Here is a 22,818-nt window from a genome sequence, read left to right as displayed (position 1 = left end):
CTATAAAGGCGCCCTTGGCGCCTTTATTATTTCTATCAAATTTAAGCTACTAATTGGTATAGCCTATTACTTTAATCAGTATAAACAATTTCCTAAATTCCTATCTATAAACCATACTTTGTATAGAACATCAGCGGGAGAGACCCAAATGTTAAATACAAAAGTAAAAGATTTTATGCAACGCAAGTTGCCACACATTACCCCAAATACTGAAATGACCACCGCGATTAGTGAACTACAAAAGTTTAAGTTACTAGGTGCGCCCGTATTTGACGACAATAAATCATTGGTTGGTTTTATATCTGAGCAAGAGCTTTTAAAGCCGTTAATGCAAAGCAGCTACTTTTGCGATGGTGTTGTAAAAGTTTCACAGCTTATGCAAACAGAGGTTGTAACCGTTAATGCCGACACCAATATAATCGAGCTTGCTGAGCAAATGAAAACTGGAAAGCCTAAAAACTACCCCGTCGTTGAGGGGGATACCGTAATAGGCCTCATTGGCCGAAGCGATATACTAAAGGCACTTTTTGATAATTACGTGAGCTGCCAAACAAAAGTAAGCTAACATAAAAAATGCCGCAAATAAGCGGCATTTTTTGTATTAAGCGTGTTTAACGTGCTGCAGCAAGCGCGGTTAACGCGGCTTTATCGCTGTCGCTTAAAAATGCAATTTCTAGGGCATTTGCTTGTGCCTTTTGCATATCGGCTTGAGTTAAGCCTGCCTTTGGCGCAGCCACTACGTACTCATGCTCAATCTCAATCCCCTCTACAGCGGGATCGTCGGTATTAATACATGCTAAAATACCGTGATCTAAAAACTGTTTAAGGGGGTGTTTAGCTAAATCGTTTACAGTACTGGTTTGAATATTGCTGGTTAAGCACGACTCAATACCAATGCGGTTATCGCGCAGATAGTCCATTAGTTTAGGGTCTTCGATTGCTTTTACCCCATGACCTATACGGCTTGCACCTAATTCATTAATGGCTTGCCAGATACTTGCAGCGCCGAGCGCTTCACCGGCATGGATAGTAGCGGCTAGGTATGCGTCTCTTACTTGCTTAAATTGCTCGATAAAAAGCTCGCCCGGAAAACCAATTTCATCTCCGGCTAAATCAATCGCCACTAAATCATTTTTAAAGGCAAGTAATGCATCAAGCTCCTGCTGGCAGGTTTTAACACCGTAAGTACGCGACATAATACCAATTAAGTTTGCTTTAATATTGGCGCCTTGAGTAGCCGATTTTATACCGTCAACCACGGCCTCCACCACCCCTTGCGGGTGTAAACCTTGGCTTTGTGCCATATAATACGGGCTGAAGCGAAGCTCTACATAATCTAGTCCTTGGGCTTGCGCATCTTCTATGTTTTCAACGGCAATGCGTCTACAGGCGTCGTAATCGCCCAGTACCGTGACCCCCCAGTCGAGCTTTTGCAAAAATGCCATTAAATCAGGTTCAGGATCAATAACTTGCACGTGAGGGATAAGCGCCTCTACGTTATCAGCGGGTAGCGTAATATTAAACTGTTGACCAAGCTCTAGTATGGTTTGCGCACGTACATTGCCATCTAAATGGCGATGAATATCTAGCAGAGGTAATTTTTTATTTATCATAATAGCGACTCGGTTAGGTTAAAATTGCGCGCATGATACGCAGGTACAGTTATTTTTCAAGTGTAGAGCAGTTAAAGTAAATATTAGCGGTCATATGTCTGCTTTTTACTCAAAAAGTGAACAAAATTAGGTTTTTGTTCACTTATTTTGATGCGCTAGGTGATGCCAGAGTGTTTTAAATAAAGTATTTGCTTCAATAGGTTTAGTAATATAGTTATCCATACCGCTGGCCACTGCTTTTTTAACATCGTCATCGTGAGCATTAGCAGATAAGCCTATGATAGGTAGGTCAAACAAACCAAGCTCATTACGAATAACTCGTGTGGCTTCAAGGCCATCCATTTTTGGCATTTGTATATCCATAAGTACAATGTCGTAGGTATGCTCTGTCAGTTTTTCAATCGCCTCAAAGCCATCATTGGCAATATCAGCAATACACCCTTTGGTTTTTAAAATAGCACTCGCGACGTGCTGATTTAATGGGTTATCTTCAACAAGTAATAATTTATAATCTGCAAAAGAAAGCGTACTAACATCTATTTCATCATATTGTTGCTTTATTTGCTCAGCCTTTGGCAACGGCGAATAAATCGGTAAGCTAAAAGTAAATGTAGAGCCATGCCCCTCATGGCTTATTAAATCAATTTCTCCGCCCATCAACTCCACAAGCTTCTTGCATATACTTAAACCTAACCCGGTGCCGCCATATTGACGCGAGGTAGAGCTATCTGCTTGTGCAAATGGTTTAAAGAGCTGTTTTTGCGCCTCTTTACTGATTCCAATGCCGGTATCATTAACGCTAAAGTAGGTCATTTTTTTAGACTGCCACACCTTAAGTGTAATGCTGCCTTTGGCTGTAAATTTAATGGCATTATTGATTAGATTTAGCAAAACTTGCTTTAAGCGTATTGGGTCGGTGTTGATAACCAAGTTGCTAGATTTATCGTAATCAAGCATAAACTCTAGCGACTTGGCATCAATATCAAATTGCAGTAAATTGGCCACTTCTTCACACACGGCACCTACACTTATAGGCTCTTGAATTAAATCGAGCTTCCCTGCTTCCATTTTTGAAAAATCAAGTACATCATTAAGTACTCTTAGCAATACGCCCAGTGCCCCATCTGCTTGCTCTATATAACTGCGTGCTTGCTGCCAATCATTTTGTTGTAGGGCTAAATAATGCAACCCTTTAATGCCATTAATAGGCGTGCGAACTTCGTGGCTCATATTCGCTAAAAACTGGCTTTTTATTTCATTGGCTTCATCGGCCTTTTGCTTTTCTAAGCGTAAAATTTTAGTCTGCTTTGCAACTTGCTCACGTATTCGAATATTGGTTCCCGTTACCGATATTAAAAAGGTAATAAGCAGCCAAACAAATAACATGCCGGCTATTTGCGCAAGCCAGTAAACTAGCCATGACTCGCGTTGCATTGGCTGATGCAGTTCCACCTGCCATACTCGCTTACCTACCAATAACTTGTAGTCTTTTAACGGCAATAGTTGCTGGTGCTCAGCAATAAATATAGGTTGTGCATTATCTTCTGTTGTGGTGTCTGTAAAGCTCACTGCAACACCGTTGTTTTGATCAAATAACACCGCGTTTGATAGTCTCTCTAAACTAACCACGGCGACCACAAAACCTTTAAAATCGTCTTCGGTAATATTGTTGCCAAACACCGGATGAAAAAACAACACGCCGCGCTCAGCTTCGTTTTGCACTAAATTTATTGGCTCACTAATCACCAACTCATTTAACACTTTTGCTTTTATTAATGCAGATCGCCTTACCTCATTTGAGGCAAGATCAAAGCCAATTACATCTTCATTTCCCGATAAAGGGTGTGCGTATTGTACGGGGTAGTAAAAATCTCGTGGGCGAGCGGCCTGCCAACTGCCATCTTTTGCTCTTTCTTTCAAGTTGTATTTAGCAAGCTCTGTATTGTTATTAGCCTCTATATACTGAGCTAGGTTTTCACTTGGTAAGTAGGGCACCCACTCAAATGCTAAAATTTCTTCGCTGTAACTAAGCTGCTTAGACGTAAATTGCTTAAATTCAGTAAAGCTCACATCGTCACTACTAGAAAAAAAGGTTGCCAGTAAGGCGAGGTGTGCTGTTATTTCGTTAATTTTATTGTTGATAGCATCTTGCGTGGCTAATATTTTAAGCTCTTCTTTTTGAATGTTTTTTTCTTTTTTTACACTGGCCGCGCCATAAAAGCTAATACTTATAACCATATAAATTAACAGTGAGGGCAGTATAACTTGTAGGCGATAATTTACTTGTGAATAGTTAAATGCAGCTAGCATAAGCGGAGTAAAAACAAGCACTCCAATACTGTCGCCTATCCACCACGCTATAAACGTATCCCAACCCGCTTGAGACACAATAACGCCATTAAAAATTAATAAGCTGGTGCCTACACCTGCAGCTATAACACAGCATAATGGGCCTGCAACAACGAGGCTTTGAATACAATGTTTTAAAGAAGATAAATCAAGCGGTGCTTTAATCACTTTAGTGACCAACAGGCTACCAACCCAAGCTTGTATAGTAGAGGCAAAGGTAACAGCCGCAGCATGCATAAATACACTTAACTGAAATATCGCTGAGGCGTTTTCTAAATGAATGAGGTTAGTGAAAAAAGCCCCTAAAACAATACCTAGTAAGCTCTTTCTGCCCCAAATTAAAAAGCCAGCAAGCGCAATTCCCGAAGGCGGCCACACAGCTACGGCATAACCATCGATTGCCAATAATAAGTTGCTAAAATATCCGGTAAAAAAGTAAGCGCACGCTAAACTTACAGTGACAATGAAAAAGTGTTTCAACCCAATGCTCCCGAATATCAAAGCTGCAAAAGTATAAGTGTAGCCTTTATTGATACAAAACGAGTGCTTTATTGGCTTGTGCGGTATTTTTATAGCTAAGCGCTGCTTGCTGAGCAAATTGCTTTTTGTTTTCGATATTCAAGGCTTTATCAAAAACTTTTGCGGCTAACTCATAATCGCCTTGGGCATTAGCTAAACACGCAAGCGAGAGTAATAATGCGTTGTTTGCACCATCTTTTTTCAGGCGCTCTTGAATACTACTTTGAAGCTTTACAGCCTCTGCCGAGGTGGCGTTACTTAATATATTGGCAAGTAAGGCATGCTGCTCGTCATGCTTCACCATTTTAATTAAGTCACTTTCAATCGCACTTAACTGGCTTACTTTAGCCATTTGCATTAAATAAGCTGTATTAGCATGAGCTTGTAGCTTTTTAGGAAGTTGCTTATATTTTTCAGTGATTTTATCGCTAGCTTGTGCATTAAAATAGGCATTAAACAGCTGCGTCCACTGCGTATCGTTAAGGACTTTTTTGCGAAGTAAACGCGGTAAAAAGTCTTCAAGCGCACTAAAGTGCTGTTGTTGTACGAGTATTTCGGCGTATAGTTTAAGCTCAAGTGGTGTCGCTTTTTTTGAATCTGCGTTAGCGCGCATTTGCGATTCTATTGCACTGCTATCGCCACTGGCTATCCAAAGTTTAGCTACGTTAAGCTGCTGCTCTGGGCTAATTTCAAATAAGCGCTCTAATGCTTTATCGGCTTCATTATTAGCAAGCGCCGCCTTTGCTAATAGCGCTAAGCGAATATCTTCAAACTTACTGGGTACACTATTACCTGATAACGTTTGCTCTACAAGCTCGTAATCATCGTTTATTGCACTCCATAAGGCTTGCTCTATAGCTGCTTGCTTTCGCTCTTCGCTACGCGCAAAAAAACCATGTTTAGTATTATGATAAATCGACAATAAATAGCGCACTAATTTGTAAGTTAAAAACAAAATAGTTGCACTAATTACCGCCATAATACAAAACGATACAATCGTGCCTTCAATCGTGGTGTTGTTAAACGAGATCAGCACATAGCCTTTTTCATCCAGTACAAATGGCGTAATCGCTAAAACTAAAACAATCGCAACAATTAATACTATAAGCCCTATCATTGCGCCCACTCCTTAACCTGCTGTGTACTTTGTAAGTTTACTTCAGGGTTAAAGTTTAATGGCTCTTTTTCTAGGCTAGTTAGTGCGTTTATAACCACTTTTGTTGCCTCGTCATCTTGCTTAAAGTACTCATTAACAAGGCGCTTTGCCTCACTTATGGCACTAAAATAAATGCTCGCCTGCTTGCTCATTAATGCATCTTGAGCTTGCGTCACATTTAATTTAATACGTTGATTAATTAAGTGGCGCTCCTGATCTGTTAGCAGTGGCTCTATAGCAACCCCTTCGTGCTGACGAATAGTAATAAAGCTATCAACTAGCTTATTCCAGCTATTACTTAGGTTTTGCTGCCAATCGCTTACATCTTCACTCAAGGCATTTTTTTCAATTTCTGTTGCTTCTTGCGGTATGTTAACAGCATTAAATGCAAGGTTATCTATGTTTGATAACACGCTATTAAGTTTTAAGTAAATGGCTTCTGTTGGGATAGGTTTTAAGCTATCTAGTGTTTGAATGTCTTGTGTTATTGCTTGGCGAACTGCAACAGTACCTGGGTGTTCACTCAATAAGGCATCTAAGCGTTTAAGTACAGCGCTAGCACCTTGGTAATCTTTTTCAGCCCACAGTTTAAACTCAGCCATACGTTGTAAGCTGGTTACTTCTTGCGGGTTTAGTGAAGCGCCTTGCTGCTGAGCTTGTTGCAATGCAGCTTTTAATTGTTGCTGGTTACTCTCTGCACTTTCATTAAGCGCAGCTGCCACTTTTTGCTCACTATTGAACAATGCTTGCTGAAGATTAGATTGCGCAGACTTGAGCGCCTGTAACTCTTGTGACAATAACGCGTTTTCTTCTTTTAGTTCATTAACAGCTACATTTTGGGCTTTACCTGCATTGAGTTTTTGGTAAAACTCATACCCCACACCACAGGCAACAATAAGAGAAATAACAAGCGCAAGAACCGCTATTTTACTTATTTTTTGCTTTTTATTGGTCGTACCCGTTGCATGTGCAGGCTCTTTTTTATTTGAAGGCGCAGCTGTTTTAGCTGGGGTTTTATTATCTGCCGTAACTGGCTTTGACTGTTCGCTCATCTTGCTACCTTGCTGTTTTATGCAGGAAAACATAGCGGTATCGCTTGCCCCTGCGGCAATGTGTATATTAGCCGAGCTTACCTGTTGCTGTTGTAAATAAGCGGCTATACGCTCGCTAGCAACATAAAATCGGCACTGTTGTAACCACTGTAATTGTTGTTCAGTTAGGTTATTAAATATTGCATCTACTGCTGCATTACTGGTTATGACTATACCTTGTACTTTCAGGCTTTGCCAGTGGTCTGTCCAGTTGGTTTTTTCAGCGCTTATTGGCTCACGTTTGTATACCACACAGTTATTTAAAAAAGCCCCACGCTCCTTTAAGGTTTTGGCAATATCTGGGCGCCCTGCTTGGCCTTTTACTAATACAATATTACTGCCTTCCACCTCAGCTAAAGACTTAAGCGCTAATAGCCCTTCTGAGTCATGCTGCTTGGGTAGTGCAGCTCGTACACCAAACACTTCATAAACAGTATCAGCAGTTTGCTGCCCTACTGCATAATATTGTGCTTTAGTATTTATTGTAGGCTTTAATTGCGCTAATGCAGTAACGGCATCTTGAGAGATAAAAATAATTTTATCGGCATTAATTAACGGGCTTAGCTCGGTAGAGGAAGGCGTAAGGTAGGATATTTTTAAAACAGGAAACAATGACGCCTGATAACCCGCTTGCTCAAGTTGCTGAGCAAGGGCTGCGCCTTTTCCTTCGGGCCGAGTTATCAGGATATGTGTCATTTATGCGTCTCTATATACTTCTGCTAATATTTTGTCGGCGCCTTGCGCTAATAACCTTTTAGCAAGCTCAACACCAATTGCTTCTGCATCATTTATATGACCGGTTACTTCGTCATGCAAAATTTCACTACCATCTACTGCACCAACTAGTCCGCGTAAATGCACTTGGTCACCATCAACTAATGCATACGCGCCAATTGGTACCTGGCAGCCACCTTCTAAATGGCGGTTCATCGCGCGCTCTGCATTTACACGTATACGTGTTTGGGTATGCTCAAGCGGGGCAAGTAAGGCTTTTGTTACTTCATCATCAATACGACACTCAATACCCACAGCACCTTGTCCGTTAGCAGGAAGCGACACCTCAGGCTCAATATAATCAGCAATACGGTCATCCATTTTTAAACGAAGCAGCCCAGCTGCGGCTAAAATAATTGCATCATACTGGCCATCATCTAGTTTTGCTAAACGGGTATTTACATTACCACGTAAGTCTTTAATGACTAAATCAGGGCGCAGAGCTCTAATTTGGCACTGGCGACGAAGGCTAGAAGTCCCCACCACAGCACCTTGGGGTAATTCGCTTAAATTAATATAGTTATTTGATACAAACGCGTCGCGCGGGTCTTCACGCTCACAAATTGTGTGCAGTGCTAAACCTTCTGGAAACTCAACGGGTACATCTTTCATTGAATGGACAGCAATATCGGCACGGCCATCTAACATGGCTTGCTCAAGCTCTTTAACAAACAAGCCTTTACCACCAATCTTAGCAAGCGGTGTATCTAAAATAATATCCCCTTGGGTAGACATAGGGACTAATTCTACGCGTACATCAGCATGAAAATGCTCAAGCTGTGCTTTTACAAATTCAGCCTGCCAAAGCGCTAAAGCACTTTTACGAGTTGCAATGCGTACTAACTTTGTTTTTTCTGTCATAGGGGTATCCAAATAGTTACAGCTAATAGCCACGCTTAATTAGCTAAAATTCTAAATTCTTTTTGAGCAATTAAATTACCTTGCTCATCAACAACATCTACACGCCAATGGCCTGTTTGTGTATTCATAATATTTTTGGTCGAGTACGTTCTGTAGCGCGGCGAGGTAACATTAAGCGAAATCTCAGCCATGGTTTCACCCTCATAAGACCATACATGCTTTACTTGTTGGCCTTGTAGGTTTTTAAGCTCACTAAAAAACGAGAGCGACTCTTCAAACTGATTTAAACGGATATCTGCAGCAAATACATTAGTGGGCTCGCGCTTACTTACTTTGCGAGTAAGTACTGCACGGCTAATTTTACCTGTATCAATTTGTGCACCTAACGCAACGCTTGCAATGTGCGCCGTAGATGAAAAACCTTCACTGCTAGTTAGCGAGCCGTCGTCGTTTTTAATATCTGGGAGCTGTTCATTGGGTGATGCGCTTAACTGGGTGTTTGTAAGCGGCCGATTAGCGATAGGCTCAGCGAGTTCGGTATCTGATTGCTCAATAACAGAAACTTGATTGCTTTGAACGTTAGCAATTGGCTCTATATCCGTTTGCTCGTGATTGCTTTGCGCTAATAAAGTATCATTATTAACGCTTTCATCCTCAAGCACCGCTGGCGCAACATCTGCTATATCATTCGCTAATGTAGGCTCGTTTGGGTGCATTTGCTCATCATTTACACGCACAGCAGGCTCAACATTATCTGCGGCGCCTTCGCTTAAATGTAAATAAGGCGATTGCTCTTTCGGCTGCTCGCCCTGATCGGCATTTACCGAACTCGTTAAGCCATACACAACCGCTGCCGAGGTCATTGCTACCAACATAGAAACACTCGCAATACGACGCCAATGCCACTCGTAGCTTACATTAGGTACACTATTTTGTGGTTCGCGTTTTACATTTGCTTTAATAACTATTTTTTGACTCATATTGACCTCAGCGGTTCCAAATTAGCTTAAACGGGCAATTAACCATTGGCGAATAGCTTGCAGTTCTTCTGCGCAAACCTGATGAGCCATAGGGTATTCTTGCCAGCTTACATCCATGTTATGTGCTGTTAATACTTCAAACGCACTTCTACCCGCACTATGCGGCACTACATTATCTTGACTACCATGCGCCATAAATACATTTAAATCAGTATGCTTTGCTTCTTGCGCTAGCTTTTCAGGCACGCACATATAAGTAGACAGCGCCATAACACCTGCCAATTTATGCTCAAATCGCGGCGCTAAATGTAAAGACACCACGCCCCCTTGCGAAAAGCCCGCCAAAATAATTTTATTGGCAGGTATACCATTTTCTATTTCTTGATTGATCAGGGCTTGCACTTTTTCGGCTGAATCTCTCACGCCTTGTTCATCGGCACGTTTGTCTAATTCTATAGATTTAATGTCGTACCACGAGCGCATTTCCATGCCACCATTTATGGTGACCGGTTGAATAGGCGCATGCGGAAAAATAAATCGTATGCCAAGCTCACTGGGTAGATTAAGTTGCGGTGCAACCGGAGCAAAGCCATCGCCAGAGTCACCTAAACCATGTAACCAAATCACAGTGGCTTTGTGCTCACCTTGCGCTGGGTATTGTGCAAACTCTAAACTCATAAGCTTGATTGCCACTTAATCTCTTGGCCAGCTTGGCGAGTAGACGCTTGGTTCATAAACTTCCAAAACTCTGCACCTGAGCGGTTATCAATCCATTGCCCATCACGCATTTCAAAATGGTGGCCATTAAATTTAGTTGCAACCCATACTTGATGCAAAGGCGCCTGTTTATTAATTACAATTTTACTTTTATCAGGGAAAATTATTTCTAAAATACCTTCTGCCGACTCGTAATCTAAATCTGCTTCACAATCATCAACTTGCTCTTCAATTGTGTACATAAGCGCTTCGGCTAATTGGTGATATTCACTTTCAGTCATTGTAATTTTCCTTTGCAGGCGAGCTGCGTAATATTGGGTACGGTTTATATACAGCTAGTGTAACAGGAATAAAATCATCCGCGAATAGCTGCATTTTTTAGATATTCTGTTACTCTGCGATTATAAAGCCAGCAACCGTATTAATCTAATGAAAGCGACACATACCTTACAATTAAAACGACTATTTATAAGTACTTTACTGCTAAGTGCATTAGCTGGCTGCGGCCAAAGTGGGCCTTTGTATTTACCAGAGCAGCAAACTGAGCAAAACACACCCCCTAATACGGCACAGTCAACGCCTGTAAAAAAAACCAATACAGAGCAAGCGCAGGAGCAATAAATGGATTACTTTAACTACCAAAACAACCAATTATTTGCAGAAGACGTCAGTGTCGCCGCTATTGCTCAGCAATACGGTACGCCTTGTTATGTTTACTCGCGTGCTACATTTGAGCGCCATTTTTTAGCTTTTGCAAATGCCACTAAAAACCATAAAAGCCTAGTGTGCTATGCAGTCAAAGCCAATTCTAATATTGCAGTATTAAATATATTAGCGCGTTTAGGCTCAGGGTTTGACATCGTATCGAAGGGCGAACTGGCACGTGTAATAAAAGCTGGCGGTGATGCCAGTAAAGTGGTGTTTTCAGGTGTAGCTAAAACCGCCGACGAAATTGCTTATGCACTAAAATTAGGTATTAAATGTTTTAATGTCGAGTCGGTCTCAGAGCTTGAGCGTATTTCAGAAGTTGCGTGCGAATTAAATTTGGAAGCACCTATTTCTATTCGCGTAAACCCTGATATAGATGCAAAAACACATCCGTATATTTCTACCGGTTTGAAAGAAAACAAGTTTGGTATCGATATTCAAACGGCTGTGAGCGTTTATCAGCATGCGGCGTCTTTACCTGGTTTAAAGGTAACCGGCGTAGATTGCCACATAGGGTCGCAATTAACTGAGGTTAAACCTTTTTTAGAAGCACTTGATAAACTAATTGCTTTAATAGATGAACTCAAGGAAAAAGGAATTGAGCTTACCCATTTAGATATTGGTGGCGGATTGGGCGTGCCTTATAATAATGAGCAACCGCCTCACCCTAGCGAATATGCAGCGCAAGTTACCGAGCGTCTAGCAAATTACAAACATCTTGAACTTATTTTTGAGCCAGGACGCGCTATAGCCGCTAACGCTGGAATTTTAGTAACGCAGGTTGAGTTTATTAAACAAAACCAAGATAAATTTTTTGCCATTGTCGATGCGGGTATGAACGACATGCTTCGCCCTTCGCTTTATCAGGCATGGCAAAAAATTATTCCTATCTCAGTGCGCAACGACGATACCCCAACACGCAACTTTGATATTGTGGGTCCTGTGTGCGAAACCGGCGACTTTTTAGGGAAAAATCGTGACTTAGCGCTCAAACAAGGCGACTTATTAGCACAACGAAGTGCCGGTGCCTATGGTTTTACCATGAGTTCAAACTACAACTCTCGCCCACGTGTGGCCGAAATAATGGTAGATGGTGAGCAACACCACCTTATTCGCCAACGCGAAACCATCGAGAGCCTTTATCAAGGTGAGAAAATTTTACCATAAACGTTTTTGTTAAGGCGCTGCTCTGTGGCATGATTAGCGCAGAGCAAACCCGAATTAGAGCGCTATGTTAGTTAATTTTTCCAAAATGCACGGCTTAGGCAACGACTTTGTTGTAATTGATAACATTACACAAAATGTATTTTTGTCTCGCGATCAAATAAAAAAACTGGCTGATCGCCACTTTGGTATTGGCTTTGACCAATTACTTATGGTTGAAGCCCCTTATTCCCCTGATCTCGACTTCCATTACCGTATATTTAATGCCGATGGCAATGAAGTAGAACAATGCGGAAATGGCGCACGCTGTTTTGCCCGTTTTGTGCGTATGAAAGGCTTAACTAACAAGCACAAAATTAGTGTTTCGACCAAGTCAGGCAACCTTACGCTATACATAGAAAAAGACGGCCAAGTGACGGTTAACATGGGCCACCCTAATTTTGAGCCTGCTAAAATCCCGCTTAAAGCCAGCAAGCGAGAACTCACTTATATAATAAGAGCGCAAGAACACACTGTGTTTAGTGGCGCCGTGTCTATGGGTAACCCACATTGCGTGCTAGAAGTTGACGATATAGCAACCGCACAAGTTGAGGTGCTTGGCCCACTACTTGAAAACCACGAACGCTTTCCAAATCGTGCCAATATTGGCTTTATGCAAGTGGTCTCGCAAGATCATATTAAGTTAAGAGTCTGGGAGCGCGGCGTTAGTGAAACCTTAGCGTGTGGTACGGGCGCCTGCGCAGCAATGGTCATTGGTCACATTCAGAGCAAACTTAACACCACAGTACAAGTTGATTTACCCGGTGGCACATTACAAGTGCGTTGGAGCGGCGAAGGGCACCCTGTTCGTATGACCGGCCCTGCCGAGCATGTATTCGATGGGCAAGTTGCTTTATGAGCGAACTAACAAAAGAACGCGTTGCTGAGTATTTAGCGCGCCACCCTGATTTTTTATTAGAGCAGCCAGAGCTGCTTGCACAGCTTGAGTTACACCACAAAGCGCAAGGGGCTACCTCGCTTGTACATATACAACAGCGCCAGTTACGCGAGCACAATACTCAGTTAAAAAATCAAATACAGAGTATGAGCCAACACGCGACGCAAAATGAGCTAGTGTATCGCTTGTTTAGCCAGTGCCATCGTCAACTGTGGACAAATTACGACTTTAATACGCTTGCCGCAAATTTGCGCAATATTATTTGTACCAGCCCACACATTAGCGAGTGTAGGTTGGTTAAATATAACAACACTTTTGATGAACTTATTGAGCACCGCCTTAGCCAGTTTGGGCACTACTTAGGACGCGTTAATCAGCAAGAGCGTGAGCTATTATTTTGCGAAAACACGCAATCTTCTGCTATTTACTTAATTGGCTGCGTTGAAAAACCCGTTGCTATATTGGCCTTTGGCAGCCATGATGAAAACCATTTTGAGCCTGCACAAGATAACCTGTTTGTGCTTGATTTTGTGCATGCATTGCAACTTAGGCTATTGGAATTGGCATGAGCGACGAGACGCCTAACACTGAACAATTAAGTGAGCATTGGCGTAACCCCATTCATTTATTTAGTGACTATTTAAAGTACGAAAGACAGTACTCAGAGCACACTGTAAATCAGTATGTTAGCCAACTAAACTTTGCCGCCCTGTATTTTAGTAAATTATGTGACGACTGGTTTGGCGTACAAGGGGAGCATATTCGCCGCTACAGCATGGCACTTCGCACAAAGCAATTAAGCGGACGCACCATTAGTTTAAAATTAAGCTGCATTCGTAGTTTGTATAAATTTTTAAAAGCCAAAAACGTTGCGCACCACGCGCATTATCATAACCCAGCGCAGGGTATTAAAGGCCCTAAATTTTCGAAGCCTTTACCTAAAAATCTCGACGTTGATCAGATGGCAAGCCTACTGGAGATTAGCGATGACGACCCATTAGCCATACGAGATAAGGCCATGATGGAGCTTATGTATTCATCAGGGTTACGCATCAGCGAGTTAGTTGGCACCAACTTACACGATATAAACACTGCCAATGGTGAAATATTAGTCAAAGGTAAAGGTAACAAAGAACGCCTCATCCCCGTAGGTAGTAAAGCGCTCAAAGCGTTAAAAAATTGGCTCAATATACGGGGGCAATTTGCAAAGCCTGACGAAATGGCGGTGTTTTTAAGCAGTAAAAAAAACCGTATTTCGGTTCGCCAAGTTCGCTTACGCATGCAAGAGTGGGGAATAAAACAAGGTATTAGCTCACAAGTGCACCCGCATAAACTTCGCCACTCGTTTGCCTCTCATATTTTAGAATCATCTGGCGATTTACGCGCTGTACAAGAACTATTAGGGCACAGTAGTTTGTCGGCTACGCAAGTGTATACACATTTAGATTTTCAGCATTTAGCCAAAGTGTACGACAACACCCATCCGCGCGCTAAAAAACAAACCGATTAGGAATGTAATTATGATTCGATTTAATCGTGCTCTTCGCCCTTTTTCTGTTATGAGCTTTGATTTAGACGACACCCTATATAACAACCACCCAATAATAAAAGCCGCAGTTAAAGCGCAGCAAGATTATTTAAACGCGCTTCCTAGCTACTTAAAACAAGGCCCAAAATACTGGCAACAATGTCGCAACGAGGCCGTAATACAGTTACCAGAGCTTGCTGATAATGTAACTAAATGGCGCCAACATACGCTACGCCTAGCCCTTTCAAAGCTAGATTTAAGCGATCAAGAAGTAGAGCATCATGCCGATGCAGCCTATAACGCCTTTGCCGATGCCCGCAGCAAAATAGTGGTAACCGACGACGTACTAAAGCTGCTAGATAACTTAGCCCAGCACTTTACGCTGGTTGCAATAACCAATGGTAATGTGGAAATAGAACGCTTTAATTTACGCGATAAATTTGCGCTAGTATTGCAAGCCGGCATGCACGGTAAAGCCAAGCCCCACGCTACACTGTTTGATAAAGCCGCCGTGCACTTAAACGTGGCTAAAAGTGAAATTTTACACATTGGCGATAGCCTAGATACCGACGTACAAGGTGCTAATAATGCTGGCTGCCAATCGGTTTGGTTAAACGACCAAGGCGCGAATTATAACTACAAAGGCCTTGCCGATGTTGAAATTGCGAATATTCATGCCTTAGCGCATTTTATCAAATAGCCTAAATACAACTAAGAGGTTGCAATGAGCCAATATACCAAGCTAATCACCTTGCTATTAATAGGCTCTATTAGCCTAAACGCTTATTTATTGTGGCCAGAAAAACAGCCCACGGTAAGCGCACAAAATACCAAACCTGCAGACCTAGTTAAAACGCCAAAAAGTAATCTACTCAATCAAGCTCAACAGCAATTTAAGCTACACAAATTTGGCGATGCGCTAAAGACATATCAGCAACTAAAGCAACACTCGCCCACCCTAGCTCGCACTCTTTACGCTTCGTGGCTCTTGCAATTAAAAACATGGCTAAATACTAACTTATTTCTTAGCGAGCCATTGTTAAACGCACTATTAGATCAAGACCCTTACAATACAGAGCTACTTACATTGCAGGTCGATTACTTAATAAATAGAGGGCAAATACAAAATGCAATTATTGCCTTATTTGAACTATACCCGTTGTTAAGTGAGCAACAGCAAAGCGCTGCAAATGCGCAGTTGGAAAATCTGACTAAAAACGAGCTCCATAGTTTAAGTGAGCAACAAAACTGGCAAACAATTATTGAACAAACTCAAATTTGGCTCGACTATCAAAACGATAACAGTCATTTTTTATACGCACTCGCGCATGCTTATTATCAGCTCGAAGACTTTATTAGCGCCTTAACAACTATTGAGCGTATGCCATCACAACACCCTTTACAAAACGAAGTCGCTGATTTACAAGCAATGATAGATAAAGCTCAATCACAAGATGACTTTATTACGCTTACCCCCTACGGCGCACATTACACAATTAACACCGAGCTAAATGAATCAATCCAAACAGAACTAATGCTAGATACTGGCGCAAGTGTTACCTCGCTATCAAGCGACATAATCGAGCAGCTTTCACCCAGGCCACTTTATTTAGGCGATGTAACCGTAAACACGGCGAATGGGCAAATTAGCGTAAAGCGCTACCAAATTGAGTCGTTTAAAGTAGGGATGCAAATTATTTACGGTTTTGAAGTGCTCGGTATTGAAAACATCCGCGGCCAAGGTTTGTTGGGAATGAACTTTTTATCTAGATATAAATTTAATATAAATCAGCAAACAGATGAGTTAGAGTTGAGTGCTAAATAAACAAAAAATAATAAAAGGAAGTTTATGCGTACTCTACTATGTACACTACTTTGTTTTTGGCAATGTACTGCTCAGGCAACAAATTATTTTGTACAAGACAAAAGTTGTGAGGCTATTTCACCCGAAATAGAAATAAGCCTTAGCGCTACACTGAGAGATTTAGATAACCATCAAAGAAAAAGACAAAACCTTAGACAAAAAGCACTCAATAAATATACCGCACAGTATAAACAACAACATGAACAACTATATGTTGAGGAATACTTTACTACCCAAAGCAGCCACTCTGCTGAAACCCCCACAATAAGTAGAGCCCAAAAAAAATTACACTACCTTATTAAGCTCACCCCTTCAAAAAACTGTAATCAGCAAGTCGCTATGACTAGCGAGCTATTTATTTCAGGCATGCACAAGCGCAGCTTATCAACTACCATTGAGGGGAATGCAATGGAAGTCACTTTAGACATAAACAACGCCCCTAAGTTTACTCAATTTAACAATCCCCTTATCACCCCAACCAACTTTTTTGGCCTTCAACTTGGCAGTAGCTATGAGCAAGTATTAGCGACTCTGGGACTCGCTAGTTTATCGCTAAGCGATAAAAATAATGCAATACTTGTATATGGAAGAAATCATGCCTTTCACTTTAAAAATAATGTATTTATAGGTTACCAGTTCCATGAAATGCTACTACCTATGGTGATAAATAATGAGCTTTCTCTAGCAAATGAAAAGCTACAAATAAGTACCGGCACAGAGCAGACTATTTCTCTTGATACAAATTTAACTCAACAGGCCATAAATAAATTAAAAAACAGTTTTGATGAAATAGAAACTGCATCTTACAAGGTGTCAATTGACAAGTCAGAGCAAAGAGTTGTCGGTATATCTCACGGCGAGATAATTAAGAACATAGAGAACACGACCCAATGCTATAACGGCTCCATGTTGGCCGATGAATACTTAAAAAAACACGAAAGTAGTAAAACGCTTAAAGTGGTTAATGAAGATCATGACAATATAATTATTACTCCTTGTTATGAGTTTATATATGAAGGCAACGGCTACATTTCTAAATTAAAGCTTGTAGAGCCTTTTTCAACCGCAAATATTAAACTCGCTGCATTAGCTGGCTATATTAACCAAAGTAAACAGTGGAGCCTAACAGGCATAAATTACAACGACCCCGTTTCAAACCTTGCTAAGTTAGGCGATTACGACGAGTTTTTTGACTCAGCAGAGTTTACCTCTGAACACTGGGACGGTTATTTTTATATTTATGACGGAAAGCTTTTAAGCGCAGAGCTTACAAGCAACGACTATTAATTTTTCTCCTTGAATCTTCTGTTAAAAAAGGGCAATCATGTTATTAAACGACTTTTTACAGCAACTTGCAGGCAACCCTAAAAGCATACAATTTAGCGATACCATGGCGGTGATAGAAGCTAATTACGATTTTACTGCGTGTGGATTTAATAACCACGGCTTACTTAGCTCAGCAAGTGAAAACAACGGGTCTTGCAAAATTTTTGCATTTGCTAAATTAAACGATTTAAGCAAACAAAATACCTTAGATTGTTTTGGTAAGTTTTACCGCGAGGACGTACTACAAAACCCTAAAGGCGATGACCACATGAACATTCGTACATTTATGTTAGCGCCAGAAACGACGCCATTTTTAGGGCTGAGCTTTGATTGTGAGCCGCTAAAAGCAAAGTAATATAAACAGCTCAATTAAAGCGTTTTTTCCATAAAATAACGCGTACCAGAATGCGGGTAGTTGTTAAGCTGATACTTAACCACATATCCGCGTTTTTCATAAAATGGCTTGGCCTGAAAATCAAGCGTGTCGAGCTGTGCAATGTTGGCACCAAGCTCAATAGCTGCAAGTTCAAGCGCATTTAAAAGCTTGCCAGCTAACCCCTTGCCCCGAGCAGTATCGCTACACCAAAGCCAGTTAATCATTAGCCAATTACCAAACACGGAACCACTCACGCCGGCAATTAAACAGCCTTTTTCATCTAAAAATTTATAGCCTAATGGCACTTTAGGGGCGTCAAAATGTTGCCCGTTAAACTCAACTATTTTTGTGCGAAGCGCTGAATTTAACGCATCGGTATTATCTGCTTGTAATTGATACATGTACCGCCCTTAAAAGAGCAGATACTAGCAAACTAGCTCTATCAAAACAGGTTGTTTTTTCCATAAGGTACTTCAAGCAAATTACTTGTTGTTTTTTCGGGTTGGCCGCACATTTCATCGTAGGCACTAGTGTGTCGCAGCACCATTTCGGCGTAAGCTATGTTTTCAAACCGCTTTTGAATATGCAGCGGACTGAGCGCTTTTACAAATTCGCCATTCTCTTCAGTAACGTAATACTCTACGTTATTTACAATGACAGACACCTGATAGAGCGCCATTTCAAGGGAGTGCGCCACCACTTTTTGTAATGGTTCGTGCTTTTTTAGCTCAGAAAATTTCATACCCATAACAATCGCCTTTTAATAAAAAGTAACCTTATAGATACGCACCTTTGCTATAATCGCGATCAAATTATTACATCACTGCCTTTTAAGCTTATGAGCAATAAAATTCGACTCGCTAAATACATTGCTCACGCTGGTGTGTGCTCACGAAAACAAGCATCGCGCTTAATAGATGACGGGGTAGTAATGGTCAATAATCGCCCTGCTAATCACATAGATCACGTTAATGAGCAAGACGACGTAGTAGTTAATGGCCAAGCAGTTAAAGGGCCAGCCGGTTTGGTTTATTTTGCGTACCACAAACCTGTAGGTATTGACTGCAAATTAAATGAAAATGACCCTGCCAGCCTAATTCACCATTTACCCACCCTCACCCGGGTTTACCCCATTGGCCGATTAGATAAAGACTCTCGTGGCTTGCTGGTTTTGACCAACGACGGTGGTTTTTGTAATCAACTTATTCACCCAGACTTCCACCAGCCTAAACGTTATTTAGTCACGGTAGATAAGCCTATTGATAACGCGTTTTGTGAAAAAATGGCCGCAGGAATCCCTATCGATAAACAAGTAACCTTACCGTGTGAAGTCACTAAAATAGCTGACAACCAATTTAGTATTATTTTAAAACAAGGCCTTAACAGGCAAATACGTAAAATGGCGCATTACTGCGGCTTTAAAGTGATTGATTTATTTAGAGTGCAATTTAGCGAACTCGCCCTCTCAAACCTAAACCTACCTGAAAACCACTACATACAAATTAATAAAACAGATATTTCAAATATCTAATACCTAGTCGCTTAATTACCTATAAAAAGTTAAAAAATAACCTTGCAAAAACAGATTACAGGTGTAGTCTTAACTTAAAGATTACATTTGTAGGCAATAAAAATGATTGAGTTATCAAAAGCAGAATTCGACGTGCTTGATGCACTTTGGATTAATTACCCAGCAACCGCCAGCCAAATTATTGAGCGTTTAAGCGATGACAAACAATGGCACGAAAAAACCATTAAAACCCTTCTAGGTCGATTAGTTAAAAAAGGCGCACTGACCTTTGAAAAGGACGGTCGCCAATATATTTATACTCCCTGTATGGAGCGCGCCGACTACACCCTAAAAGAAAGCCAAAACTTTATAGAGCGCTTTTTTAGTGGCCGCATAGCGCCGCTGGTAAGCGGGTTTGCTAAATCGGAGCAGCTTTCTCAGCAAGACATAAATGAGCTTAAAAAAGTCATTGATGAGTGGGAAAAAAACCAAAAGTAAGGGATTAACATGGTTATTCAAACTGGATTTAATTGGTTGATTGAACAGCAACTATTATTAAGTATTTTGTTTTGTGGATTTATTTTACTCGAGCGATTTGGTTTAAAAACCCTTGGCGCGCGGTTTGTATACAAGTTAGCGTGGTTAGTACCTGCAGGATTAGTTATTGCTAATTTACCCAATGCGATAAAACCACTGCAAAATAGCAATATTAGCCATTACTTAATTACCCCTAACCAGCCCTTTTCTCATGAAATGGGGATTAGCTGGGCACTCATGTATGTACTTATTACTATGGGGTTATTAATAGCCAGTTTTATTACACATACACGTTTTGTTAAAAGCCTGCAGCTAACTGAACTAACGCACCTAGAGCACAGTCTTGCCACTGGTATTAAAACCTATGCCAGTCAATATGCAGCCACACCAATGGTGGTGGGTATATTTAAAAGTAAGCTTGTACTGCCCAGCAATTACAAGACCCAATTTGATAAAGCCTCTTTAGCGCTTATTTTAGAGCATGAAACTGTGCACATAAAACGCAAAGATAACTTAATAAATGCCCTGCTGTTACTGGCTACTATTTTATTATGGTTTAATCCGCTCGCTTGGATGGCGTACGCAAGTTGTAGGCGCTTACAAGAGCTGACTTGTGATGAACGGGTACTTGCGAATAAAACCACACACCAACACATTTTATACAGCAAAGCCTTAGTTAACTGCGCGGCAACAACGCCCGCTGGTCTAATGGCTTATTCACACTACGGAGATAAAAAAACCATGTTACAACGACTTACCAATATAAAGCACAGTGGCACTCACTCTCGCCTTGCCAAAGGTGGCATACTGCTTGTGGCCGCAACTATGTTAAGTGCCCTCGCTATTGCAAAGCAACCGCAAGCACAAGGTGCCAAACAAGATCATATTTCACCCATAATTCGCATTGAGCCACGCTACCCTACTAAAGCCGCCCAACAAGGTATTAGTGGCTCAGTGGTGTTAAAATACGATATTGCTGCCAATGGCAGAACAAAAAATATTAGTGTCATTCAATCAAAGCCATCGGGCATTTTTGATAAATCAGCTAAAGAAGCGCTGGCGAAGTGGGAATATAAAATCTCTGAGGCAGGGTTTAATGATGTACTTGTACAGCTCGATTTTGCCATAAACAACAAGGTTGCTAATACTGATTTAATAGAGCGAATTAAAGTATCCCATTAATGCTATTGAGTAATACAAGAGCACAAAGCAAGCGCCCTTTTAGGCCGCTTGCTTTGTGGTTTTAACAATAAAATTAGATACTCATTACAATCATGGCAATGGCAGTGCCTAAACCAATAAACCATACGAGTGAACGTATAATATCTAGGTTCAGCCAATAAAAAATGCAATATAAAGTACGCGAAACTATATGGGTCACCGCCAAGGTTTCGGTTACGGCATTTACCGAGTTAGTTTCCAATACCACCGCAATAGCAACGGCAAACACTGCAAGTGATTCAAAACAATTTTGATGTGCCGCGAGCGCCCGCGCACCAAAGCCTGTTAGTTTTGCTTGTTGCGAACGCGGATGTTTATTGTCATACCGACCGAGCTTTGCCATCGCAACGGCTACAGGTATTTTTGCAAAATAAGGCATTAATACAGCAAGTAATGCGCATACTACTAATGTCGTCATAATGTATTCTCTTATTTTAGAACCTAGTTATTTAACCAATACATATAACACACATACACAAAAAAGCCGCCTATACGTTTTATGACATACGCAGGCGGCTAAACAATAACATCACTCTTACTATAGCTAAGTTTACCTATAAAGCAGTGCGGCATAATGTCGCAGGTGAGGAATATTCACTATCACCCTTAATGCATCGCTTTAATAACTAAAGATTGTTAATTTATAGACCTTATTTTTTTACCGACGACCCCCATGACCTGGATCTTTTTCACTTTTTTAGCCGCCTTTATGCAAGCATGGCGAAATGCCCTGCAAAGTAAATTAAGCACACATGCAAGTGTAGCTGGCGTAACCCTTTCGCGTTTTATTTTAGCCGGCCCTATTGCTGCAGTGTATTTGTATGGCTTATATCAATATCAAGACACGACCATGCCTACCTTTAATAATGCCTTTTGGGGTTTTATTATTGGCGCAAGCGTTATGCAAATACTCGCCACGGGTTTAATGGTAAAGCTGTTTAAAATGAACAATTACGCCATAGGTGCAGGCCTTGCTAAAAGTGAGGCGTTAGTCGCGGCTATTTTAGGAGTGTTGTTTTTTGGCTCTGCGCTTAGCCTACTTGGTTGGCTTGGGGTATTTTTAGGCGCTATTGCGGTGCTTTTACTTAGCGGTATAACCAGCGTAAAACGCTTTGATGCTAAAACAGCATTACTTGGCCTTGCCTGTGGTACCAGCTTTGCCCTTACATCGCTGTGGGTACGCGAAGCAAGTTTAAATTCAGGGTTGTTATTTCCGCACTCGGCTGCATGGGTTTTACTGTTTGTAATAAGCCTACAAACGCTTATATTACTTGGCTATTTATTACTAAAAGAGCCACAAACTCTTAGTAAACTTTGGCAATATAAAGGCATTACAACAGCAATTAGTATTTTTAGTTGTGTAGGCTCTATTGGCTGGTTTAGCGCAATGAGTTTACAGCACGTGGCGTATGTTAAAACGCTTGGTCAGGTAGAGGTATTTTTTACCATGCTAATAGCCGTACTTTGGTTAAAACAGCCACTTAAAAAGCAAGATACCGCGGGCTTAATTTTAATAGCCATTGCCGCTATTTTGGTGATGCTACCAAATTGAGAACATAAAAAAGCGCAGGCTTATAAACCTGCGCT

Annotated in this window: 25 protein-coding genes; 14 read left to right on the top strand and 11 right to left on the bottom strand. The window is 41.1% G+C overall.

Annotation, left to right across the window (positions count from 1 at the left end; all coding sequences use genetic code 11):
* The first annotated feature begins 148 nt into the window (after positions 1–148).
* Positions 149–565 (top strand): CBS domain-containing protein, encoded by a 417-nt coding sequence (locus AN393_RS12275; protein ID WP_055015893.1) that lies wholly within the window; start codon positions 149–151, stop codon positions 563–565.
* Positions 566–611: 46 nt separating this feature from the next.
* On the opposite strand, the gene add is transcribed toward AN393_RS12275, so the two are convergent.
* The 8 genes from add to cyaY form a co-directional block, all read right to left on the bottom strand.
* Positions 612–1,613 carry an adenosine deaminase gene (add, locus tag AN393_RS12270; RefSeq protein WP_055015892.1) on the bottom strand — a complete coding sequence of 334 codons (1,002 nt, stop codon included), beginning with the start codon at positions 1,611–1,613 and terminating at the stop codon, positions 612–614.
* Between the two features lie 138 nt (positions 1,614–1,751).
* Positions 1,752–4,442: a CHASE domain-containing protein gene (locus AN393_RS12265; RefSeq protein ID WP_055018213.1), complete on the bottom strand. Its 2,691-nt coding sequence runs from the start codon at positions 4,440–4,442 to the stop codon at positions 1,752–1,754.
* Positions 4,443–4,488: 46 nt separating this feature from the next.
* Positions 4,489–5,598 (bottom strand): heme biosynthesis HemY N-terminal domain-containing protein, encoded by a 1,110-nt coding sequence (locus AN393_RS12260; protein ID WP_055018212.1) that lies wholly within the window; start codon positions 5,596–5,598, stop codon positions 4,489–4,491.
* Complete coding sequence (locus tag AN393_RS12255) at positions 5,595–7,424, bottom strand: uroporphyrinogen-III synthase (RefSeq protein ID WP_055015889.1); 1,830 nt, start codon at positions 7,422–7,424, stop codon at positions 5,595–5,597. Before AN393_RS12255 ends, AN393_RS12260 begins: the two co-directional genes overlap by 4 nt.
* The gene (hemC, locus tag AN393_RS12250; RefSeq protein ID WP_055018211.1) at positions 7,425–8,363 is read right to left on the bottom strand and encodes a hydroxymethylbilane synthase; all 939 of its coding nucleotides are present in this window, start codon (positions 8,361–8,363) and stop codon (positions 7,425–7,427) included.
* Between the two features lie 35 nt (positions 8,364–8,398).
* Complete coding sequence (locus tag AN393_RS12245) at positions 8,399–9,343, bottom strand: DUF2914 domain-containing protein (protein ID WP_055018210.1); 945 nt, start codon at positions 9,341–9,343, stop codon at positions 8,399–8,401.
* 21 nt (positions 9,344–9,364) lie between these two features.
* Positions 9,365–10,021: an alpha/beta hydrolase gene (locus AN393_RS12240; RefSeq protein WP_004588976.1), complete on the bottom strand. Its 657-nt coding sequence runs from the start codon at positions 10,019–10,021 to the stop codon at positions 9,365–9,367.
* Positions 10,018–10,341 carry an iron donor protein CyaY gene (cyaY, locus tag AN393_RS12235; protein WP_055018209.1) on the bottom strand — a complete coding sequence of 108 codons (324 nt, stop codon included), beginning with the start codon at positions 10,339–10,341 and terminating at the stop codon, positions 10,018–10,020. Before cyaY ends, AN393_RS12240 begins: the two co-directional genes overlap by 4 nt.
* 148 nt (positions 10,342–10,489) lie before the next feature.
* On the opposite strand from cyaY, the gene lptM reads away from it, so the two are divergent.
* The 9 genes from lptM to AN393_RS12190 all read left to right on the top strand — a co-directional run bounded on the left by lptM (position 10,490) and on the right by AN393_RS12190 (position 17,942).
* Positions 10,490–10,681: an LPS translocon maturation chaperone LptM gene (gene lptM, locus AN393_RS12230; RefSeq protein WP_055015886.1), complete on the top strand. Its 192-nt coding sequence runs from the start codon at positions 10,490–10,492 to the stop codon at positions 10,679–10,681.
* Positions 10,682–11,935, top strand: coding sequence for a diaminopimelate decarboxylase (lysA, locus tag AN393_RS12225; RefSeq protein WP_055018208.1), 1,254 nt, complete (start codon positions 10,682–10,684; stop codon positions 11,933–11,935).
* Positions 11,936–11,999: 64 nt separating this feature from the next.
* A complete protein-coding gene (gene dapF / locus AN393_RS12220; RefSeq protein WP_004588980.1) occupies positions 12,000–12,830 on the top strand; it encodes a diaminopimelate epimerase in 831 nt (276 codons plus the stop codon).
* Entirely contained in the window at positions 12,827–13,438 is a 612-nt protein-coding gene (locus AN393_RS12215) for a DUF484 family protein (protein WP_055015884.1), read from the top strand. Before dapF ends, AN393_RS12215 begins: the two co-directional genes overlap by 4 nt.
* Positions 13,435–14,379 (top strand): tyrosine recombinase XerC, encoded by a 945-nt coding sequence (locus AN393_RS12210; RefSeq protein WP_055015883.1) that lies wholly within the window; start codon positions 13,435–13,437, stop codon positions 14,377–14,379. The genes AN393_RS12215 and AN393_RS12210 overlap by 4 nt, the downstream gene beginning before the upstream one ends.
* 10 nt (positions 14,380–14,389) lie before the next feature.
* Positions 14,390–15,097: an HAD-IA family hydrolase gene (locus AN393_RS12205; protein ID WP_055015882.1), complete on the top strand. Its 708-nt coding sequence runs from the start codon at positions 14,390–14,392 to the stop codon at positions 15,095–15,097.
* Positions 15,098–15,121: 24 nt separating this feature from the next.
* Positions 15,122–16,222, top strand: coding sequence for a retroviral-like aspartic protease family protein (locus AN393_RS12200; RefSeq protein ID WP_055018207.1), 1,101 nt, complete (start codon positions 15,122–15,124; stop codon positions 16,220–16,222).
* A gap of 24 nt (positions 16,223–16,246) precedes the next feature.
* A complete protein-coding gene (locus AN393_RS12195) occupies positions 16,247–17,548 on the top strand; it encodes a hypothetical protein (RefSeq protein WP_055018206.1) in 1,302 nt (433 codons plus the stop codon).
* Positions 17,549–17,585: 37 nt separating this feature from the next.
* On the top strand, positions 17,586–17,942 hold the full coding sequence (locus AN393_RS12190; RefSeq protein ID WP_055018205.1) for a HopJ type III effector protein: 357 nt from the start codon (positions 17,586–17,588) through the stop codon (positions 17,940–17,942).
* Between the two features lie 14 nt (positions 17,943–17,956).
* Here the strand turns inward: AN393_RS12190 and AN393_RS12185 are convergent, their stop codons facing one another.
* Together AN393_RS12185 and AN393_RS12180 are read right to left on the bottom strand one after the other, a co-directional pair.
* The gene (locus tag AN393_RS12185; RefSeq protein ID WP_055018204.1) at positions 17,957–18,364 is read right to left on the bottom strand and encodes an N-acetyltransferase; all 408 of its coding nucleotides are present in this window, start codon (positions 18,362–18,364) and stop codon (positions 17,957–17,959) included.
* A 41-nt stretch (positions 18,365–18,405) separates the two neighbouring features.
* A complete protein-coding gene (locus AN393_RS12180; protein ID WP_055015878.1) occupies positions 18,406–18,711 on the bottom strand; it encodes a DUF6482 family protein in 306 nt (101 codons plus the stop codon).
* A 90-nt stretch (positions 18,712–18,801) separates the two neighbouring features.
* Here AN393_RS12180 and AN393_RS12175 point away from each other — a divergent pair, with 90 nt between their 5' ends.
* From AN393_RS12175 to AN393_RS12165, 3 genes are all read left to right on the top strand, one after another.
* Positions 18,802–19,494 (top strand): pseudouridine synthase, encoded by a 693-nt coding sequence (locus AN393_RS12175; protein WP_055018203.1) that lies wholly within the window; start codon positions 18,802–18,804, stop codon positions 19,492–19,494.
* A gap of 102 nt (positions 19,495–19,596) precedes the next feature.
* Positions 19,597–19,971, top strand: a complete 375-nt coding sequence (locus tag AN393_RS12170) for a BlaI/MecI/CopY family transcriptional regulator (protein ID WP_055015876.1) — start codon at positions 19,597–19,599, stop codon at positions 19,969–19,971.
* Positions 19,972–19,980: 9 nt separating this feature from the next.
* Complete coding sequence (locus tag AN393_RS12165; protein ID WP_055015875.1) at positions 19,981–21,192, top strand: TonB family protein; 1,212 nt, start codon at positions 19,981–19,983, stop codon at positions 21,190–21,192.
* Between the two features lie 73 nt (positions 21,193–21,265).
* On the opposite strand, the gene AN393_RS12160 is transcribed toward AN393_RS12165, so the two are convergent.
* Complete coding sequence (locus tag AN393_RS12160; protein WP_055015874.1) at positions 21,266–21,649, bottom strand: MAPEG family protein; 384 nt, start codon at positions 21,647–21,649, stop codon at positions 21,266–21,268.
* Positions 21,650–21,904: 255 nt separating this feature from the next.
* On the opposite strand from AN393_RS12160, the gene AN393_RS12155 reads away from it, so the two are divergent.
* Positions 21,905–22,783, top strand: coding sequence for a DMT family transporter (locus AN393_RS12155; RefSeq protein WP_200909042.1), 879 nt, complete (start codon positions 21,905–21,907; stop codon positions 22,781–22,783).
* The last annotated feature ends 35 nt before the right edge of the window (positions 22,784–22,818 follow it).

The organism is Pseudoalteromonas sp. P1-25, assembly GCF_001401805.1.
In the GTDB taxonomy this organism is placed as follows: domain Bacteria; phylum Pseudomonadota; class Gammaproteobacteria; order Enterobacterales; family Alteromonadaceae; genus Pseudoalteromonas.
The sequence above is the reverse complement of the archived record's forward strand: the minus strand, read 5'-3'. Positions and strand labels throughout refer to the sequence as shown.

Bases quoted from the DNA above. Each gene is read 5' to 3' on its own strand.
- AN393_RS12240 (WP_004588976.1), bottom strand. From the start codon at position 10,021: ATGAGTTTAGAGTTTGCACAATACCCAGCGCAAGGTGAGCACAAAGCC.
- AN393_RS12205 (WP_055015882.1), top strand. From the start codon at position 14,390: ATGATTCGATTTAATCGTGCTCTTCGCCCTTTTTCTGTTATGAGCTTT.
- AN393_RS12180 (WP_055015878.1), bottom strand. From the start codon at position 18,711: ATGGGTATGAAATTTTCTGAGCTAAAAAAGCACGAACCATTACAAAAA.
- add (WP_055015892.1), bottom strand. From the start codon at position 1,613: ATGATAAATAAAAAATTACCTCTGCTAGATATTCATCGCCATTTAGAT.
- AN393_RS12275 (WP_055015893.1), top strand. From the start codon at position 149: ATGTTAAATACAAAAGTAAAAGATTTTATGCAACGCAAGTTGCCACAC.
- dapF (WP_004588980.1), top strand. From the start codon at position 12,000: ATGTTAGTTAATTTTTCCAAAATGCACGGCTTAGGCAACGACTTTGTT.
- AN393_RS12245 (WP_055018210.1), bottom strand. From the start codon at position 9,343: ATGAGTCAAAAAATAGTTATTAAAGCAAATGTAAAACGCGAACCACAA.
- lptM (WP_055015886.1), top strand. From the start codon at position 10,490: ATGAAAGCGACACATACCTTACAATTAAAACGACTATTTATAAGTACT.
- AN393_RS12170 (WP_055015876.1), top strand. From the start codon at position 19,597: ATGATTGAGTTATCAAAAGCAGAATTCGACGTGCTTGATGCACTTTGG.
- AN393_RS12165 (WP_055015875.1), top strand. From the start codon at position 19,981: ATGGTTATTCAAACTGGATTTAATTGGTTGATTGAACAGCAACTATTA.
- AN393_RS12160 (WP_055015874.1), bottom strand. From the start codon at position 21,649: ATGACGACATTAGTAGTATGCGCATTACTTGCTGTATTAATGCCTTAT.
- hemC (WP_055018211.1), bottom strand. From the start codon at position 8,363: ATGACAGAAAAAACAAAGTTAGTACGCATTGCAACTCGTAAAAGTGCT.
- AN393_RS12215 (WP_055015884.1), top strand. From the start codon at position 12,827: ATGAGCGAACTAACAAAAGAACGCGTTGCTGAGTATTTAGCGCGCCAC.
- cyaY (WP_055018209.1), bottom strand. From the start codon at position 10,341: ATGACTGAAAGTGAATATCACCAATTAGCCGAAGCGCTTATGTACACA.
- AN393_RS12195 (WP_055018206.1), top strand. From the start codon at position 16,247: ATGCGTACTCTACTATGTACACTACTTTGTTTTTGGCAATGTACTGCT.
- AN393_RS12255 (WP_055015889.1), bottom strand. From the start codon at position 7,424: ATGACACATATCCTGATAACTCGGCCCGAAGGAAAAGGCGCAGCCCTT.
- AN393_RS12185 (WP_055018204.1), bottom strand. From the start codon at position 18,364: ATGTATCAATTACAAGCAGATAATACCGATGCGTTAAATTCAGCGCTT.
- AN393_RS12155 (WP_200909042.1), top strand. From the start codon at position 21,905: ATGACCTGGATCTTTTTCACTTTTTTAGCCGCCTTTATGCAAGCATGG.
- AN393_RS12200 (WP_055018207.1), top strand. From the start codon at position 15,122: ATGAGCCAATATACCAAGCTAATCACCTTGCTATTAATAGGCTCTATT.
- lysA (WP_055018208.1), top strand. From the start codon at position 10,682: ATGGATTACTTTAACTACCAAAACAACCAATTATTTGCAGAAGACGTC.
- AN393_RS12210 (WP_055015883.1), top strand. From the start codon at position 13,435: ATGAGCGACGAGACGCCTAACACTGAACAATTAAGTGAGCATTGGCGT.
- AN393_RS12190 (WP_055018205.1), top strand. From the start codon at position 17,586: ATGTTATTAAACGACTTTTTACAGCAACTTGCAGGCAACCCTAAAAGC.
- AN393_RS12175 (WP_055018203.1), top strand. From the start codon at position 18,802: ATGAGCAATAAAATTCGACTCGCTAAATACATTGCTCACGCTGGTGTG.
- AN393_RS12260 (WP_055018212.1), bottom strand. From the start codon at position 5,598: ATGATAGGGCTTATAGTATTAATTGTTGCGATTGTTTTAGTTTTAGCG.